We start from the raw sequence: 17,308 nt of genomic DNA, 5'->3' as shown, positions 1-17,308 counted from the left end.
TTGTAATGCTTTGTTTAGTCTTACAAAAGTAATCCATTTTGGTAGCAAACGATAAAAAGTTCTTAATTTAATAACAATCTATCGGTACTACCTTTTTATTTTTATCGAAAGGGTTGTTTAGAAAGAGTTACTATTATGTAGAAATAATGATAAGTTGTTGATTGTTAATGAAATGATCTAAATAGCGAGTGAATGAACCTAGTTGTTCAATCTTATAATCTTGAAATACGGCAAAAGATCTTCAAAGCTCTTTCTTCGAATTGGGTACCTCAAATTAGAATGATATTAAAATGTAGATCGAAGAAATTATAGCTAAAAAAATGTTACTCCAAGTCAATCAAAGGATTAAGTAGATATAAAAATAAATTTAATTCTAGATAATTTGATAGTGCAGTAGGACGTTCAAACAGATAAAAGACAGCATTATTAGCATTATTCTAACTTTTCAAAAGAGTAGCGTTCAAATTAAAAGATTTAAATTAGCATTCGATAATATCCTTTAAAAAAACAGAATAAAGATGAGCACAAATTTGAAATTAGGTTGGATTGGTCTAGGAAATATGGGCAATCCAATGGTACGCAATTTATTGAAGGCGGGTTTTGAGGTGACCGTGTTCAATCGATCCAAAGATAAAGAAACGCCGCTGATTGAGGCTGGTGCAACTTCTGCAAATAGTCCGCAGGAAGTTATAGAAAACTGTGATGTCGTAGTGACGATGTTGTCCAACGATGCTGCCGTAAAAGAGATATTCGAAGAAAAAACTAGCGGTTTGTTCTCAAAAAGTGGGTCTGGAAAAACCATTATTAACATGAGTACCGTTGCACCCGATACTTCCCGTTATCTAGCAAGGCTGTGCGAGGAACACCAAATTGCTTTTGTAAATGCACCCGTTTCTGGCAGCGTGAAACCGGCAGAGGATGGGACATTGGTAATCATAGTTGGAGGTCAACCAGAAGCTTATGAACAAGTAAAACCTGTTTTTGAGGCGCTTGGTAAAACTTCGATTTATGTTGGGGTAGCAGGAGTAGCAAGTTCGGCTAAATTAGCTATCAATTACCTCTTAGGCCTTAATCTTCAAGGACTGGCAGAAACCGTATTGTTTGCAGAGAACAATGGTGTGAGTAAAGAAGATATGCTTGCAATTGTAAACGAAGGTGCCTGTGCAAATGGCATTACAAAAATCAAATCGACTGCAATTTTAAATGATTCTTTTCCGGCAGCGTTTGCTCTTAAACATCTTGTCAAAGATTTAAAACTAGCCAATGAGGCAGGTTTAACGTCACCATTGGCGCAGCCATTGCTTACAAGTTACAGCAAAGCACTAAACGATGGTTTTGGAGAGGAAGATGTTATGGCGATTATAAAAAGCTTAAAGTGATAAATAGAAATTTTAAATCTGATTATTTTTGATTTAGCAGTGTATTAATATGTGAGGGAGTTGTGTTTGCAACAACTCTAATCCAAAAGCAATCAATTTTAAGGTCTTACTATTTTTACAAGCAAAGAAAGTTGTAGCTGTTTTATTTGTTACAGCTTTCTTTTACTAAATGTGAGCAACTTCACGGGCACAGGCAAATGGCTGTGGGAAGGTTTGCGTGAAAGCCTGCGTGATTGGGCTAGTTATGTTTGCTCAACTTTGTGGGCACTGAATGCACCCGAGCGACAGCGAACGGACGAAGTAATTCCGCGCTTCCACGCAAAGGCATTTTTTTACATATCCGAGCGGTCGGTTCTATCCGTTCAAGAGATAAATTACTGCATATCCGAGCGGTAAGATTCTAATTCAGTATCGTCTGTTCACTCCAAATGATATCTTTTTGATTCTTAATCTTAGTAATTAAAACAACGGTGGATTCAATTAACAAATGCAACCTTATGCACATTGTTTAAGTTTTTGCTCAAAAATTTCATTTGGACTTTTAAAACCAAATCTTTTTCTGGGTCTGTTATTTAATTTATTTGTTACTCTTAAAACCTCTTCTTCTGTTATTAAATCAAAGTTATATTTTTTTGGAAAATATTGTCTTACTAAACCATTTAAATTTTCATTAGCACCTCTTTCCCAACTACAATATGGGTTGGCAAAGAAGTATGAGATTTCTAATATTTCAGATACTTTTTTATGGTTAGCGAACTCTTTCCCATTATCAGATGTAATGGTGTGCAAAATGGGCTTCCAATCCATTAATAATTCAATTAATTTCTCCTGAATTTCTTGTGATTCCTTACTGTTTATTTTAGCCATTTTAAGCACACCTGATGCTCTGTCATTTATTGTTAACAAAGCTCCTTTGTGATTTTTACCTATTACCAAATCAATTTCTAAATCCCCAATTCTTTGCTTTTCTTCTACAACCAACGGCCTGTTTTCAATACCAACTCTATCTTTAATAATACCTCTTGAGCCTTTTAAAGCCCCTCTTTTAGCATATCGCTTTCCTTTTGTGCGTAGGTGCTTATAATGTTGTCCGCCTTTCTTTTTGTCGCTCCAAATGAATTGATAAATTGTTTCAATCGAAACACATTCAAAGTTTTTATCACTGCAATATCCTACTATTTGTTCAGGACTGAAATCTTCTTCTAAAAGATGAATAACACGTGCTTTTATCTGTTCAGTAAAGCGTATTTTCTTAGCTTTTTCATGCTGTCGAATACTGGCCTTACTTTGGGCTAATTTAGCTTTATAAACATTATTTCTTTGATCGGAATTTCTGGATAGCTCTCTTGAAATTACAGATTTATCTCTACCTATAAACCCTCCAATTTTACTCATTGAAAATCCTTGTGAACGAAGTGTAGCAATTTCGTATCTTTGTTCAATCGTTAAATGTGACATCTTTTTTTTGTGCTTAGTAACCCAAAAATAAGAGAAATTTTTTTCGTAGCCTACTGATAAGTCTTGAAGATCTAGATCTTCAAGACTTATCAGTAGGCTTTATTTAAACAAATAAGGAGTGTTGCATTTATCACTTGAATCTAAGAACTCTAAAATCAGACATTTTTAAAATATCATATTCTTTTTTATTAATTAGAACAAATCCCAATTTTATATCATTTTTTTTATTCAAATTTACATAACCATTACTATGAATAATACCATTAAAAGTTAACTTATGCCTTGGTAGTATTTCCATAATAATAGGATAATTACTATCGCAGCCTAGACTGTAAAAGTATGTTGTATCAGTATTAAATACAAAATTATCTTGCCAAGAACAAGACATAACCCAAAAATGAATAGGAGAATTAGTATTATTTACTAAATCTATTTTAATAGAATAGAAAGTACCACTTTTTGTATCGAAATCATTAGAATTTAATTTTCCTACAGTATTTACTTTAACTTCCATATTGGGGTTTTTAATTTTATTTGCACAACTGATTCCCAATATTGCGAACATACTTAATGTTAAAAATATTTTATTCATCTTTTTTTTAAATTCTGAAAGTTAATAAGTAATAAGAATAAAATAATGTCGTATTTTGTTGTTAATATATGAAAAATTTACTATATTTATCTCATTATGAGATATGTAACACTAAAAGAAGAAGAGGTTTTGGTACTAGAGCACCTTTACCAAAATAGCCCTAATAATACTGTTAGGAAACGTAGTCAATGCCTTGTTTTATCACATCAAAGACACAAGATTAAAGACTTGGCTTCTATTTTTAAAGTCAGTCGCAGAACGATTGAACGTTGGTTTGATAGTTGGGCTAGTATTGGGGTTGATTCTCTTGCTATATCAGAAGGAAGAGGAGCAAAAACTCTTTTAAAAGACTATACGGAAGAAGTTTCCAAGCAATTAGAACTTCACAATAGAAATTTAAAAAATGTATTAATTTACTTTGAGGAGCAACACAATATTGTCATCTGCAAAAAGACTTTGCAGAATTTTTTAAAAGTTACTGGGCTATAAGTGGAAAAGAGCTAGACTCTCTTTGAAAGGCAAACGCAACGAAGAACAATTTAGATTTAAACAAGAGCAGATAGAAACATTAAAGAGTTTGGAAGATAGCGGTTATATTGATTTATATTTTGGAGACCAAAGTCATTTTGGACTCTCTCCTAATGTGCCTTATGCTTGGCAAACAAAGGATAATCCAATTTTGTTACCCGCTGCTAAAGGTAAATATCAGAATGTAGTTGGATTAATGACCCGTAAAAATAAACTCTATTTCGAAACACTTGAAACAACCTTTAATTCAGATAGAATCATCAGTTTTATGAATCGATTTGTGGAACAAACCATTAAAAAAACCATTGTAATTCTTGACAATTCTCCCATACACAAATCAAAGAAGTTTATGGCTAAAATAGAACAATGGAAAGAAAAAGATGTTTTAATTTACTTTTTGCCACCTTATTCTCCAGAGTTAAACCTGATTGAAATTCTATGGCGGAGAATAAAATATCAATGGTTAGATTTTGATGCTTATAAATCATTCGAAAACCTCAAAGAAAAATTAAATTTTGTCCTGACTAATTTTGGAATAAAATACGACATTAAATTTTAACCATTACTTAAATTACTACCACCAGGATTTACCACGAGAAATTTAATATGTTGAATTATGGATAAATAACTTTTAGATGGCGAACAGTTGTAAACCCGATCGCTCGGATATGCACTAAAGTCCTCGCTAACGATAGCACGGAATTACATTCCGTGCCCATAACAATTGGCGACTATAACAAATCTAGCCAGATTACTTCTAATTCATATTCTAATCCGAGCGATCGGGTCTTTAAACCTAACTTATTTTCTCAATAAAATACTATAAAACCAACAAAATCAGAACCTGCCAAATGTTTTACAGATTGTATTCAAAGTTTCTGGATAGTATTCAATCAATAATACTTAAAAATCCTACCTTCGCGCCCTAATAATCCAGCAAAAATTAATATGAAATCAATTTTACAATTCCTTTTTTTACTGACTTTTACGCTTGTACAATCCCAAAATGTTATAATTCCAGACGCAAAGTTCAAAGCCTTCCTAGTTTCCAAAACCAGCATTAACACGAATGGCGATGCGGAAATCAGTACAGCAGAAGCAGCAGCCTACACTGGATCAATGGACTGTAGCTGGAAATCAATTGCATCTTTATCCGGAATTGAATCTTTTATTAACTTTAACTCTCTAAATTGTACTTATAACAGTTTACTTACATTAGACCTTGCGAGTAACAACAAATTAACATCATTATATTGTTCGGGAAACAAACTAACTGTATTAAATCTAGAACCTCTAACAGAGCTAACAACCCTAGAGTGCACGTACAACTCACTCACCTCTTTAAATCTTTCTAAAAACACCAACCTTACAAGGCTTAGAACAGGCTACAATCAACTTACAGTATTAGACTTATCAAAAAACGTTCTGCTATCCGACCTAGGTTGTGAAAGCAATAAAATTGAAAATATTGACATTAGTTTAAATGTGAAATTAACCTCTATTGACTGTAGAACGAATAAATTAAAGTCTTTGAACTTAAACAATGGTAAAACATTATTTTTCAATTTGATGAAATCTACCGGAAATTCGACTTTATCTTGCATCCAAGTAGACGACATGTCTAGCGTTCGAACAACAACATGGTCATATGACAATACCTCTTCATTCAGTACTAATTGCCAATATAATTTAGGGGTAAATGATGTAGTGCTAAACAACACCGTCAAAGTATATCCAAACCCAGCAAGCCATATCATTTTTATTAATTCTACCAAGACAATAGAAACTTTGAAAGTTTATACAATGAGTGGCGCCTTGACAAAAACCATTCTAAATCCTAGCCAAATTGACGTGACTAATTGGGCAAAAGGAACTTATCTATTATTCTTTCAAATGGGAAATCAAAATCTAACTAAAGAACTGATTGTTAAATAACTATATTTACAAAGTCCGCTTTTAATCCGATCGCGCAGGTTTTTCTTGAATCGTAAGCGCAGTGCTGACGCTTCGGGATGGCTATGCCCACAAAATTGATCAAGCAAAATAATATGAAAGTTGTAATCATTAAAACGATTACAACTTTTTTTGGTTATAAAAAAGGGATTGTTATGCTTTCATGTTAAAACAAACATTTATATGCTAAGTAACTACCCCCCGCTGGTATAAGTAGAAATACTAAAAAGGCAAGTGCAAGCTTTACCCTCATTATAATTCAAATCAACCAGCTATATTATTCACAGAAATTATATAAAAATTTAAGTATTACTAATATTATTCAACTTTGATACGTATATTTGCGCATATCATTTGTTAGTACTAAAAATCCACCCCATAAGGAGTGGTTTTAGATGTTAATGCTTAACTGCTAACACTAATAATAGTATTAATGTTAGTGTAATGATTACTTGTTCCATAAGTGTTGGATTTAAGTTATTTAGAAAATATTTTCCTAGAAAACCCTGAACCGTCATTCAGGGTTTTTCGTTTTACAAAGATAATGCATTTTTATAATACACCTAATTTTTTGTAAATTCAGAAATAAGCGCTAAACGTTTGATTATCAGGATTTTATTTATCAAACTGGCTATATGTTGTTTACAAATTAGTTTAATTGTTAATAAGTACCGCTTTTATTTCGAATTTTAAGCATGTTTAGAGTGATAAAAGTTACTGTGTCGTGGTATGTTAGGCAGAATAGAAACTTTTGTTTATATGAGCTCTATTTCAGTACTCCCTAAATTGTTATCTTTTGGGTAACTAATTATCTTCCCGTATTCTCATATCTAGAACTCTTTCAAGTTACATATGCAAACTACTCAAAAAACATCTTCCTGGTTTGTCTTTTTTTATACATCAAAATTTTTGGGTATATTAACTTCAAATGGGAGATCACAATATTTACGCTCGGCTATTCCTGGCGGAAACTTCGGTGAAGTTCAGCGTTTGTTCATCCTAATGCCTACATACATAAACCGATTATTACAAGTTTTCGAACCTAAACACAAAGTCCCAAAAAACTAGTTTAAGCTTGGTGCTTGGGGGATTTTTATGTTGTACTTCATTTTTTTTAAAACCAACAAATACATCGATAAACACCCTAGCAGAATGAAAAGGCCTACCTCAAATTGAGTTACGAGTTGATTGCCGCTGTGTAGTGCATTTGCAGTTGTAAGGGTTGTTTTTCCTTCGTCAATTTGCAATTGCGACAAGGTTGTTAAGGTTAATAGCGTTTGATGTGCTAGATAAGTTGTTTCTTCCCAGCGATATTGTTCACTTAATACAACTAATTGTGTGCATTGTTGTTGCAATTTTGAAAAATGAACCTGCTCATCGATGGTCAAAACAGTTTGGAGATATTTTTTGTGCAAAACCTCCATAGCTTCTATTTGGTTTTGTATCCAAATTTGAGTTTTGCCTTCGGTTGCTTTCGGCTGTGAAGCTGCTGCTATGATTTGATGGATGGTATTGTTGTATTGAAAAATATAATGACTAACCAACAACCGATCATTGTAAATTGCTCGTATGTGTTCATTCGTTTTCTTAGAATTTTGTCCAATAAAGTAGTTGCTAATCAGCAGTAATAAGGTTACAAAGATTAAAACCATTGCAGCTTTTGATTTCCTGTTTAGTTGCTTTATATCTTTCATGATCAGTGTATTTGATTTTTAAAGATACGGGATTATTTTTGGTAAACAAATGATTTAGAATAGTTTACTTTATTGTTTGTTATGTTTTTTATTCTAGTTGGTAACAGGTAGTGGTACTGTGGCGATATTTTGTTGTACTGCAGTAGTGTTTTCAGGAATGGCTTCAATAATAACAGGACTCGGTTTGATTTTCTTTTTAATACAAACAGCATCAGTAAGTACAAATGGTGTAGGCATCATCCAATCTTCTCTTGGCACTATGTTGAATAAAGGATTTTGTAATAAATCAAACGAACTTTCGAGTAGATTCATATCAAAAATTGTTGCACGATTGAGTATAAATTCGAGTTCTAACGGACGATTGTTTACAACATAGAAGCTTACTATTTTTTTTCCGTTTCGTTCCATTCGATCAGTGCTGGCTTCGAGTTGCGACACACCGTTGGCTTTAAAATGCTGAAAATCCATTTTCTCGTCTGCAAAAATGTCGTAACGATTAACGTTTCGGTTGGGTGTGATTTTAATTTTGTAATAGTGTAAGTTACCCGCTAAGCTATCTTTTAAAAACGCAATTGTTGGTGGGGCAATAGCCTGAACGGTGGTTTCTGTGGCATAGGTAAATTTACTGTTGTACTTGCTAAACAACGGAATATCCTCTTGCAGTTTTGTAGTCTGTGGGTTAGATCCTAAATATTTTTGTGTCCAGTTGTCTAGGTTTTTGTCGTACGTCACATACGAGGCTTTATGCAAATCAGCATCGTATAGGTAAACTAAACTATTGGATTTTGCCTTGCCTTTTTCGTAACCAGATGCAAAATGTGCCTTTGTAAAAAAGCCTATGGATAAGATAATGAAAAACAAAGACCAAATTCCTTTTCTGTCGAAATTGTCAAATACGGGCAGTAGTAAACTGAAGAGTAATGCTGTCAAAACTGCACTACCAACCAACATTTTGAGTCCCAATCCTACTGGAAACATATAGATAAATGGTGCAATGATTAATAGCGCAGGTAGTGCCACAACCAAGTTTAGCCAGGGACTGTTCTTTTGGATGGCAGTATACGTTCCAAAACTAACAAGTGCAAAAAATACCGGAAGAATCAAGAAACCTGCACCTTGCAAATAAAAGGCGATAGCACCATTGATGACTAACCAAATAAATAATGGTGCTACCCAATTGGACTTTGTGCCTTTGGTGCTAGGGATGAGGTTGTAAAAGAAAAAACAAATGGATACTGATAATGCGACAAAGGCCGCTATGTAGTCATGCCCATTATACGTGAACCCATTTAGTAAATCATTGTACTGTGGATAGATCGACAACAATACTTTCCATCCAAAATAAGCCAATCCTCCTGAAAACAGCAAGCTAGCAAACAGTGGGACAAAACCTCTTGCGATGGCTCCAAAAGACAAAATTCTTTTCGCTTTGCCTAAAAACACGATGAGTACAAAAATAGCAATGGCAACATAAAGCATGATTTGCACCCAATCAAAGGGATAATGTACAAAGCTGAATGGCAGACTAAAATACACATCGTCGTCAGTCGATGCTGTGGTTTTTAGATTTATATTCGAAAAATAATCTAATAAAGGCATTAGGTAGGAACCCTGATGTGCTAAGGTATTTTGATCTAGGTGCTTGCTGTCGTCTTGTGCTGTATGGTAGTTGTAATGACCATCGATGAAGGCGAAATTTAGTCCTTGGATATTTCCTTGTTTTCTAAATACAGTTAAATCGGTATCGTTGGGCAACATTTTGTAAATGCTATACATCAAGGAGTTGGAAACAGGGAAAGGCATGCTAGCATTTGCAAAATGATTCACCAAGCCAGCGTTACCACCATTGGTTTCCATAAGCATATAGCTAGGTCCAGATGTTCCTCTAGCTTCGAAGTTGAGCGCTAATCCTATTTCTTTGGCCCATTTGTGTTGGGTAACAAATAATGATGCGCCATTAAGTCCTAATTCTTCTGCGTCAGAAAACAGGATGATGATGTCGTTTTTGTGTTGTTTTTTGGCATGTAAAAAAGCACGAACACTCTCTAAGATGGTCGCTACGCCCGAGCCTGCATCACTCGCTCCAAATGAGGCCGAATGCGGTGCGCTGTCATAATGGGTGAGCAATAGTAATGCGCTAGAGGATTGGCTTCCTTTGATACGCGTCATAATATTTTTCGAATAAACCAAATTACCCCAATCGGTTAAAGTATAGCCTTCTTGAATGCTGGTTTCTAATCCTAGTTTTTTTAACTTGGTTTGAAGATATTGCGCTACAACTTCATGATTTTTGGAACCTACATAGTGAGGCTTTTTGGCTATTGCTTGAACATGTGCAAATGCCCTCTTGGTCGAAAATTCGTTTAAAGGCACATTTGTTTCTGTGCTCGCTTGCGGCATTATGGTGTAATACATGAATCCTAAAACTAGTAATAGGATGCTAACGATAATGAGGGAACCAAACTTTTTTATCATGATGCGTAACGGAATTAAATATCTTTTTTGACTAGCATATAAAAATCATTTTCTAAAAGTAGGTATCCTTGATCGTACAAGAAATAATAGGTATTTCCTGTTTTTGTTTTTAGAATACTGGTAAAAAAATCAAAATCAAATCCTTGACTTAGTAACTTTGATTTGGTTGTCTTTGATTTTCCTTCGGTGTTTAAGCCGCATAGGATTCGGTAATTCTTTCGCAACTTATTATTGATGTTGCGCATATAGTTGTTGCTGTCTTTGTTGATCTTATTATTATAAGCATTTCGGCAGCCATCACTACAGAATTTTTTGTCCTCTCGACCGATGATTTTTTCACCACATTCTAAACAACTCTTCATAGTTAGATTATTTTTTTTCATTTCGATTCTAAGTCCCTAAAACGTTGAATCTAGAACATTTTATAAATCTAGTAACTTGTAATTATATGGTTTTTGTTTTGAAGAATTAGGACTAAACTGTTTTTTGTCTGCGTTTTCAATCCAAAGGACCATACATATGTAAGTATTCACTTGTTCTTAGGAACTTAGTCGTTTAGAACTCAGTAACTACTTAATAGTTTTCTTTATTTTGTATAAGTCGTGACGTCTATCTTTCAAAATTTTGACACTACCATGCTCGTGAAGCTCTTTTAATAAATCTAAATCGACATCAACAATAAGGGTCATTTCTGTATTAGGTGTAGTTTCCGCTTTGATTCCGTTACTTGGAAAAGCAAAATCAGAAGGTGTAAATACTGCTGTTTGTGCATATTGAATGTCCATGTTGTTTACCTTCGGTAAGTTCCCTACGCAACCCGCAATAGCCACATAACACTCGTTTTCAATAGCACGGGCTTGTGCACAATGTTTCACACGTGTGTATCCGTTTTGTGTGTCCGTCAAGAATGGTACAAATAGAATGTTCATTCCTTCATCCGCCATAAGTCTCGAAAGTTCTGGGAACTCCACATCGTAACAAATTATAATTCCAATTTTTCCGCAATCAGTATCGAATGTTTGAATGGTGTTTCCGCCCGTAATTCCCCAATGGAATACTTCGTTTGGTGTGATGTGTATTTTGGTATACATTTCGTTTGTACCATCTCGTTTACATAAAAAACCACAATTGTATAGTACGCCATCAATCAAATTAGGCATACTTCCGGTAATGATATTGATATTGTAAGCAATTGCTAATTCTTGAAAACGTCTTTTAATCGGTTCCGCATATTTTGCCAATTCTCTAATAGCATCAGCTTCAGATAAATGATTGTAGTCTGCCATCAAAGGAGCGATAAATAACTCTGGGAAAACCGCAAAATCACTTCCGTACCCAGACACAGCATCAATAAAAAATTCTGACTGTTCAAACAAAGCATCAAGATCTTTCAGCGGACGCATTTGCCATTGAATCAGTCCTAATCGAATGACACTTTTTGTTTGATTGATGATTTTGGGACTGTCATCATAATAAATATTATTCCATTCTAGTAAGGCTGCAAACTCTTTTGATTGTGTATCACCTTGCAAATAATTCTTCATGATTCGCATCACGTGAAATTCGTTGCTTAACTGAAAAGAAAGTACGGGATCATGAATTTCTTTTCTTTTTACCTTGTCAATATATTCCTTTGGAGTAAGTTCTAGTGCATATTTTCCGTAGTTCGGAATCCTTCCTGCAAAAACAATAGATTTTAGGTTGAACTGTTCGCAAATTTCTTTTCGAGCATCATACAGTCTTCGTCCTAAACGGAGTCCTCTGTATTTTGGGTGGACAAAAACATCAATTCCATATAATACATCTCCCTTATAAGTATGTGTAGAGAAAGTATATTGACCTGTGATTTGTGCGTAATTATGATTTTTGTCTACTAAATCTTCATCGACAATAAGTGACAAAGCTGATCCTACCACCACATCATCAACAATAATAACCAATTGTCCTTCGGGGAAAAGCTTTAATAGTTTTTTGATTTGCGCTTCGTCCCAATAGCTGTCTGCCATCTCAGGATACGATTCGATCATCGATTTTTTTAACTCTTTATAATCTGCTACTTTTAAGTTTCTTAATTCAACTTTATTAATTTCTGCTTGCATATAGTCTGTTTGATTTATGCTAAGATACGAAAAAATGTATCCGTTTACAAACGCTTACAAATATTTACAACCGAAAGTAATTGAATGATAACCGAATAACTTTTTGCCGCTGTCGCATCTTTGCACTGTTGATGAATTGAAAGTGTCAACACGTACAAATAACTTATAAAATATATACGCCATGAATGCATTAAAAAACAGAGTTCAGTTAATTGGTCACTTAGGTAACGACCCAGAGATCAAAAATTTTGAAGGTGGAAAAAAATTAGCCAACTTCACACTAGCCACAAATGATAGTTACAAAAACGAAAAAGGGGAGAAGGTGGAAGAGACACAATGGCATCGTTTGGTTGCTTGGGGAAGGACTGCAGAGATTATTGAAAAATATGTAGTGAAAGGGAAAGAAATTGCAATTGAAGGAAAATTGACCCATCGCACTTATGACGACAAAAATGGAGAGAAGCGTTATGTCACAGAAGTAGTGGTAACAGAGATATTGCTGTTGAGTAAATAGTTTCTTTAGTCTATAAATAAAAGTCCTAGTGAGTACGCTACTTGCTAGGGCTTTTTCATTTTATTCAACGAAATTTAGTTGCATTTACCTTATGGATGAACTGTGTTATTTCGTAGCCAAGGGGTAAGGTGAGATTGGTAAGTTCTTAAGAGTCATTTGTGATTCTAGGAGTGTTATCAATTATTTTATGTTGTAGTAGAATGTGATGTTTGTTGGACTGTTCAGAACCTAGTTATTGTCATTCTTATAAAACTTCTAAAGAAAAAGAGATAGTTACAGCTTATATTTTAATTGTATCGAGGATGAAGGTCGTAACGAGTTAAAGCATGGATTCATTTGATATTGACTTATAAGTCATGAATTGTGAATGACGTAGTTTTTTGTAATTGATTCTAAGTTGTAAAATATTATCTGTGAATTGTTGGGTTAGTTAGAGGCTTCTAATTTTGTGTTACCTATCGTTTCAATCAACTGAGCTATACCTAATGATTTTTTAGTTCGAAAGCGTTATAGAATAGAAACGCCCCAAAAGATACTTTTGAGGCGTTTCTATTTGTACACACACTCATGTGATACTAAAAAAAAAGCTCCAAAGATTTCTCTTTGGAGCTTTTTAATATGTGATAATTAATTATTTTATCATGAAAGATACTCTTCTTACTAATTTTCTAGCAGCATCAGAGTTTACATCTACTGATGTATCTTCACCAGCAGCTACAACGTTCAATCTTGAAGCAGCAATGTTAGATTTCAATAAAGTTTCTTTAACGTTATTTGCTCTTGCAGAAGATAAGTTGTTGTTGTAAGATGTACTTCCAACTTCATCAGCATGACCAATAATGTCAACTGAAGCAGAAGGATTGTTTCTTAAGTAAGTCAATACGTAAGCTACAGCATCTGTAGATTCAGTGTTTGGAGTAGATTTGTTAAAGTCAAAGAATACACTTACGTATCCACCATTAACTAAACCTTTGATAGTGTCATCACTAACTCCAGAACCGTTTCCACCTTTGTATTTTGCATCGATGTATTTTTCGATTTCGTCAGGAATTCCGTTTTTGTTTGCATCAATAGCACGTCCTTTACCATCAACCATTGCTCCAGACATAGTGTTTGGCTCAAGATCTAAATAATCAACGATTCCGTCTCTGTCAGTATCAGCGTTCATAGCTTCTAACTCAGAAACTCTTTTTTCCAATCCGTTTGTTGAATCAAGTACAATCCAGTCAGCATGTTTTGTGTTTTTACCAATATAGTAAGTAACACCAACAGTACCGTTAAGGATTCCACCGTAACCAACTTTACCAGATGGAGCAGCTGTAAACAATAAATCTTGTCTAACATTTAAAATAGCACTTCCGTCCATTGTTAATGCAAAGTGATCAGAAAGTTTAGCTTGCAAAGTTAATCCTAAGATTCCGTTTCCAACCCAGTCCTTAACATCACCAGATCTAACCATTCCTAAACCAACACCACCATGACCTAAAAGTCCGATTGTATTTGTCCAAGTTTCGAAGTTCATAATTCTACCTAAGTTAGCTACAGCTTGGATATCTCCTCTGTAGTATCTTGAATTGAATTCTGGTGCTCCGTCTTTTTCTTGCAATGTGTTGTAACCTAAGTCTCCTTTGATACCAAATTTGTTGTTGATCATGTATCTAAGACCTAAATCAACAGTAACTGGTGTTACAAATCCGAAAGAACCACCTAAACGGTTCAAAGGTTTGCTAACTCCACCTGCAACTTCGATAGACCATTTGTTGTACTTCTCAGTTTCGTTTTCTTTTTTTGCCTCATTCTGTGCATTTACTCCTGTAAAAGCTGATGCAAAAACCAAAGTAATTATAAGTTTTTTCATTGTTTTAAATTTTTTATAAAAGTATATATTTTTTTCGAAAATTAACAGTTTTTACCCTTCGTTTGTCTTTTTGCTTATTTTTCAGTACAAATGTTAAATAATTATCACGGTACAATTTGCGTTATTAGGACTTTATTTTGCAAATCATTTAAAAATTAAGGGATAAAATTATTAGTATTGTAATAAATAACTCCATTTTGACATATATCCTTATTTGCTCTTTTTTTCAATTTTAACATAGAAACAACATTGAAAAAGCTATTTTTTATAAGATATAAGAGGTTAAAACGGAGTTTTTAAGACAGTAAATTAGCTAATTCTGTCATGATAACGGCAGTTCTGAAGTTTTCGTGCTCAATTTTATGATTTATACGCTCATGTTCCCATGTAGTATGAAACGGAATATGGACAGCATATCCTCCAATTTCTAATACTGGTAAAATATCCGATTTTAACGAGTTTCCAATCATTAAAAAATCTTCAGGAGCTACCTCTAATCGTTTTAGTAAATCTAAATAATCGATTTGCTGTTTATCTGACATAACTTCAATATGGTGAAAATATTTTCCTAATCCTGATTTATGTAATTTTCGTCTTTGATCTAATAAATCGCCTTTTGTAGCTACGACCAATTTATATTTTCCGGTTAGTAATTCTAAGGTTTCAACAACACCTTCGAGTAATTCAATAGGCTTTTCGGTCAAGTCTTTTCCGTACTGAATGATCTTTTCGATATATTCTACAGGTATAGTATTGTTGGATATGCTCATTGCAGTTTCGATCATCGACAAGATGTAGCCTTTGATTCCGTATCCGTAAGTAGGTAAATTGTTGATTTGTGTTTTGAAGAGTTCTTGTGAAATGCTTTGTTTTGATAAGTAGTCGCTCATAAGGCTACAGAACTTTTCTTCTGCTTCTCCAAAAAAAGTTTCGTTGACAAATAAGGTATCATCAGCATCGAAGGCTATCACTTTTAAATTTTTCATGTTTGTTAGTTGATTTCTAATATAGTTTGTTACGCTTTTTAAGCAGATTTATTTTGTAATGAAATTGTTTTGGTGTAGAAAGTGATTCTAATACCACTCAATAATATGATACCACCAATGATCATATTTAAAGTAATGTTTTCATCTAAAAATGCCCAAGCCAAAACTGTTGTCAAGACAGCTTGCCCTAATAAACTTAGGGAAACCCGAGTTGGTCTCATGTGTTGTGTGGCATAGCTTACTGATATCCATGCCATTAATTGGCAAACAACTGCTTGTGTAAATAATACTAGCCACCCCTGATTTGTGAAACCAGAAAAAGGTTCGTTCATAATCAAGCAAACAATGGCCAAATATATGGAGGATGCTAGTAAACTAATGGTCATAAAAGATAAAACATCAATTTGGCTAAGTGCTTTTTTACTCACCAATAAATAGATAGAATAAAATATTCCAGACAATACAGCCAACAAGAAAGCTGCATCAAAATTTAGTTCTAAAAAAAATCGAAAACCTACCAACATGGCCATACCAAATAAGGCTATTACAGTGCCGATCCAAAAATTGGTTGCGGGTTTGTTTTTTAAAAACACAAAAGATAACATTCCTACCCATAGAGGTGATAAGTTGGTGAGTAAAGAGGCTTGAGTAGCACTTGACTCTTGAATCGCAATATTCCAAACCGCTACATCTGATGCGAACAAAATACCGCAAATAGTAGCCAATAGGCAATATTTTAATGAAGGTATGTGTAGCTTTTTTGTTAACACAACATATGGTAATAATAAGGAGAAAGCGATAGCCATCCTATAAAAAGCTGAAATTAACCCCGGAGTTAGTTTGAGCTTCACCAATATTGGAAAAATAGAAATACAAAGTATTCCGAAAACGAGGGCTAATCTAGGTTTTGCGTTTGTCATTTTTGCATTATTGAGCTATTAAAAGTATTACTCAGTGGTTTGATAATAAATTGTGTTCTAATTCTTTAATTCGATATTGTAATAATCGGTTTAGAAAGATTTTTCTAATCGAAAAATTTATCTTCTTTCCAATTTGCCACATTATTTTCGATGTAATTTTGAATGCGTTCAAACGAATCTGATGTACGAATAATATGGTCGTGAAAACGTTCTTGCCATTTAAATTTAGCGTCAATATGATGGCTGTTTTTGGTTACCACCGATTTATAAGAACGTATGATGGTAGAAATCGATCCCGATTTTGGTGAAATCATCGCCATTTTTTTGTTTTCGGTAGAGACGTTGCACTGCAACGTCTGTACATCATCCACGGGCAACGTCTGTACATCATCCACACGCAACGTCTGTAAACGCAACGCATCCACATTGTCTTTTTTATCAATAATCAATATACCATGAATATGATTGGGCATTACCTGAAAATTTCCTAATTCCACAAACGGAAAATGTTTGGGAATCTCTAACCAAAATTGATGTGCGAATTGACCAATTTCAGTAAATTGTATTTCGTTATCATTATTTACGGATACAATTTCGCCAAAAAAGTGCTCTCGGTTTCCAGTACAAATAGTTATGAAATAGGCGCCATTTTTTCCGTAATCCCAATTTTTTAATCGGCTGGAGGAGATGCGGTATTTATTTCGAAATTTATCAGGCATTTTAGAATCGTTTGCGGTAGGGACGTTGCACTGCAACGTCTCTTGATTGTGGATGTTAACAATAACGAATATAATAAATATGTCAAATATAAATGCATTCCAAAAATATAAATGTTCCAATAAATGGAAACAT

Annotated in this window: 15 protein-coding genes; 5 read left to right on the top strand and 10 right to left on the bottom strand. The window is 34.0% G+C overall.

Annotated elements, in window-relative coordinates; genetic code table 11:
• Positions 1-518 precede the first annotated feature (518 nt).
• Complete coding sequence (locus tag FFWV33_RS03660) at positions 519-1,379, top strand: NAD(P)-dependent oxidoreductase (protein WP_108739655.1); 861 nt, start codon at positions 519-521, stop codon at positions 1,377-1,379.
• 495 nt (positions 1,380-1,874) lie between these two features.
• Here the strand turns inward: FFWV33_RS03660 and FFWV33_RS03655 are convergent, their stop codons facing one another.
• Positions 1,875-2,837, bottom strand: coding sequence for an IS30 family transposase (locus FFWV33_RS03655; RefSeq protein WP_108739654.1), 963 nt, complete (start codon positions 2,835-2,837; stop codon positions 1,875-1,877).
• Between the two features lie 130 nt (positions 2,838-2,967).
• Positions 2,968-3,351: a hypothetical protein gene (locus FFWV33_RS03650; protein WP_159085971.1), complete on the bottom strand. Its 384-nt coding sequence runs from the start codon at positions 3,349-3,351 to the stop codon at positions 2,968-2,970.
• Positions 3,352-3,525: 174 nt separating this feature from the next.
• Between FFWV33_RS03650 and FFWV33_RS03645 the strand changes: the two genes are divergently transcribed.
• From FFWV33_RS03645 to FFWV33_RS03635, 3 genes are all read left to right on the top strand, one after another.
• Positions 3,526-3,918 carry a helix-turn-helix domain-containing protein gene (locus FFWV33_RS03645; protein ID WP_108739144.1) on the top strand — a complete coding sequence of 131 codons (393 nt, stop codon included), beginning with the start codon at positions 3,526-3,528 and terminating at the stop codon, positions 3,916-3,918.
• Positions 3,919-3,940: 22 nt separating this feature from the next.
• Positions 3,941-4,516 carry an IS630 family transposase gene (locus FFWV33_RS03640; protein WP_159085952.1) on the top strand — a complete coding sequence of 192 codons (576 nt, stop codon included), beginning with the start codon at positions 3,941-3,943 and terminating at the stop codon, positions 4,514-4,516.
• 389 nt (positions 4,517-4,905) lie between these two features.
• Entirely contained in the window at positions 4,906-5,892 is a 987-nt protein-coding gene (locus FFWV33_RS03635; RefSeq protein WP_108739652.1) for a T9SS type A sorting domain-containing protein, read from the top strand.
• A gap of 1,082 nt (positions 5,893-6,974) precedes the next feature.
• Here the strand turns inward: FFWV33_RS03635 and FFWV33_RS03625 are convergent.
• From FFWV33_RS03625 to FFWV33_RS03610, 4 genes are all read right to left on the bottom strand, one after another.
• Positions 6,975-7,604, bottom strand: coding sequence for an MCP four helix bundle domain-containing protein (locus tag FFWV33_RS03625; protein ID WP_108739650.1), 630 nt, complete (start codon positions 7,602-7,604; stop codon positions 6,975-6,977).
• Positions 7,605-7,697: 93 nt separating this feature from the next.
• Positions 7,698-10,079, bottom strand: a complete 2,382-nt coding sequence (locus FFWV33_RS03620; RefSeq protein WP_245891645.1) for a M28 family peptidase — start codon at positions 10,077-10,079, stop codon at positions 7,698-7,700.
• Positions 10,080-10,093: 14 nt separating this feature from the next.
• Entirely contained in the window at positions 10,094-10,441 is a 348-nt protein-coding gene (locus FFWV33_RS03615) for a hypothetical protein (RefSeq protein ID WP_108742439.1), read from the bottom strand.
• 207 nt (positions 10,442-10,648) lie between these two features.
• Positions 10,649-12,178, bottom strand: a complete 1,530-nt coding sequence (locus FFWV33_RS03610; RefSeq protein WP_108739649.1) for a bifunctional GNAT family N-acetyltransferase/carbon-nitrogen hydrolase family protein — start codon at positions 12,176-12,178, stop codon at positions 10,649-10,651.
• 181 nt (positions 12,179-12,359) lie between these two features.
• Here FFWV33_RS03610 and FFWV33_RS03605 point away from each other — a divergent pair, with 181 nt between their 5' ends.
• Entirely contained in the window at positions 12,360-12,692 is a 333-nt protein-coding gene (locus FFWV33_RS03605) for a single-stranded DNA-binding protein (protein WP_108739648.1), read from the top strand.
• Positions 12,693-13,323: 631 nt separating this feature from the next.
• Here FFWV33_RS03605 and FFWV33_RS03600 read toward each other — a convergent pair.
• From FFWV33_RS03600 to FFWV33_RS03585, 4 genes are all read right to left on the bottom strand, one after another.
• The gene (locus FFWV33_RS03600; RefSeq protein WP_108739647.1) at positions 13,324-14,550 is read right to left on the bottom strand and encodes an OmpA family protein; all 1,227 of its coding nucleotides are present in this window, start codon (positions 14,548-14,550) and stop codon (positions 13,324-13,326) included.
• 296 nt (positions 14,551-14,846) lie between these two features.
• A complete protein-coding gene (locus FFWV33_RS03595; protein ID WP_108739646.1) occupies positions 14,847-15,536 on the bottom strand; it encodes an HAD family hydrolase in 690 nt (229 codons plus the stop codon).
• Positions 15,537-15,574: 38 nt separating this feature from the next.
• Entirely contained in the window at positions 15,575-16,456 is an 882-nt protein-coding gene (locus tag FFWV33_RS03590) for a DMT family transporter (RefSeq protein WP_108739645.1), read from the bottom strand.
• Between the two features lie 104 nt (positions 16,457-16,560).
• Positions 16,561-17,175: a transposase gene (locus FFWV33_RS03585; RefSeq protein WP_108739644.1), complete on the bottom strand. Its 615-nt coding sequence runs from the start codon at positions 17,173-17,175 to the stop codon at positions 16,561-16,563.
• Positions 17,176-17,308 lie beyond the last annotated feature (133 nt).

The organism is Flavobacterium faecale (assembly GCF_003076455.1).
Lineage (GTDB): Bacteria > Bacteroidota > Bacteroidia > Flavobacteriales > Flavobacteriaceae > Flavobacterium > Flavobacterium faecale.
This window is presented reverse-complemented; position numbering and strand designations above follow the sequence as displayed.

Excerpts from the sequence above, each read along its gene's own strand:
- FFWV33_RS03615 (WP_108742439.1), bottom strand. The coding sequence starts at position 10,441 with ATGAAGAGTTGTTTAGAATGTGGTGAAAAAATCATCGGTCGAGAGGAC.
- FFWV33_RS03595 (WP_108739646.1), bottom strand. The coding sequence starts at position 15,536 with ATGAAAAATTTAAAAGTGATAGCCTTCGATGCTGATGATACCTTATTT.
- FFWV33_RS03625 (WP_108739650.1), bottom strand. The coding sequence starts at position 7,604 with ATGAAAGATATAAAGCAACTAAACAGGAAATCAAAAGCTGCAATGGTT.
- FFWV33_RS03620 (WP_245891645.1), bottom strand. The coding sequence starts at position 10,079 with ATGATAAAAAAGTTTGGTTCCCTCATTATCGTTAGCATCCTATTACTA.
- FFWV33_RS03590 (WP_108739645.1), bottom strand. The coding sequence starts at position 16,456 with ATGACAAACGCAAAACCTAGATTAGCCCTCGTTTTCGGAATACTTTGT.
- FFWV33_RS03650 (WP_159085971.1), bottom strand. The coding sequence starts at position 3,351 with ATGGAAGTTAAAGTAAATACTGTAGGAAAATTAAATTCTAATGATTTC.
- FFWV33_RS03655 (WP_108739654.1), bottom strand. The coding sequence starts at position 2,837 with ATGTCACATTTAACGATTGAACAAAGATACGAAATTGCTACACTTCGT.
- FFWV33_RS03600 (WP_108739647.1), bottom strand. The coding sequence starts at position 14,550 with ATGAAAAAACTTATAATTACTTTGGTTTTTGCATCAGCTTTTACAGGA.
- FFWV33_RS03585 (WP_108739644.1), bottom strand. The coding sequence starts at position 17,175 with ATGCCTGATAAATTTCGAAATAAATACCGCATCTCCTCCAGCCGATTA.
- FFWV33_RS03610 (WP_108739649.1), bottom strand. The coding sequence starts at position 12,178 with ATGCAAGCAGAAATTAATAAAGTTGAATTAAGAAACTTAAAAGTAGCA.
- FFWV33_RS03660 (WP_108739655.1), top strand. The coding sequence starts at position 519 with ATGAGCACAAATTTGAAATTAGGTTGGATTGGTCTAGGAAATATGGGC.
- FFWV33_RS03635 (WP_108739652.1), top strand. The coding sequence starts at position 4,906 with ATGAAATCAATTTTACAATTCCTTTTTTTACTGACTTTTACGCTTGTA.
- FFWV33_RS03645 (WP_108739144.1), top strand. The coding sequence starts at position 3,526 with ATGAGATATGTAACACTAAAAGAAGAAGAGGTTTTGGTACTAGAGCAC.
- FFWV33_RS03605 (WP_108739648.1), top strand. The coding sequence starts at position 12,360 with ATGAATGCATTAAAAAACAGAGTTCAGTTAATTGGTCACTTAGGTAAC.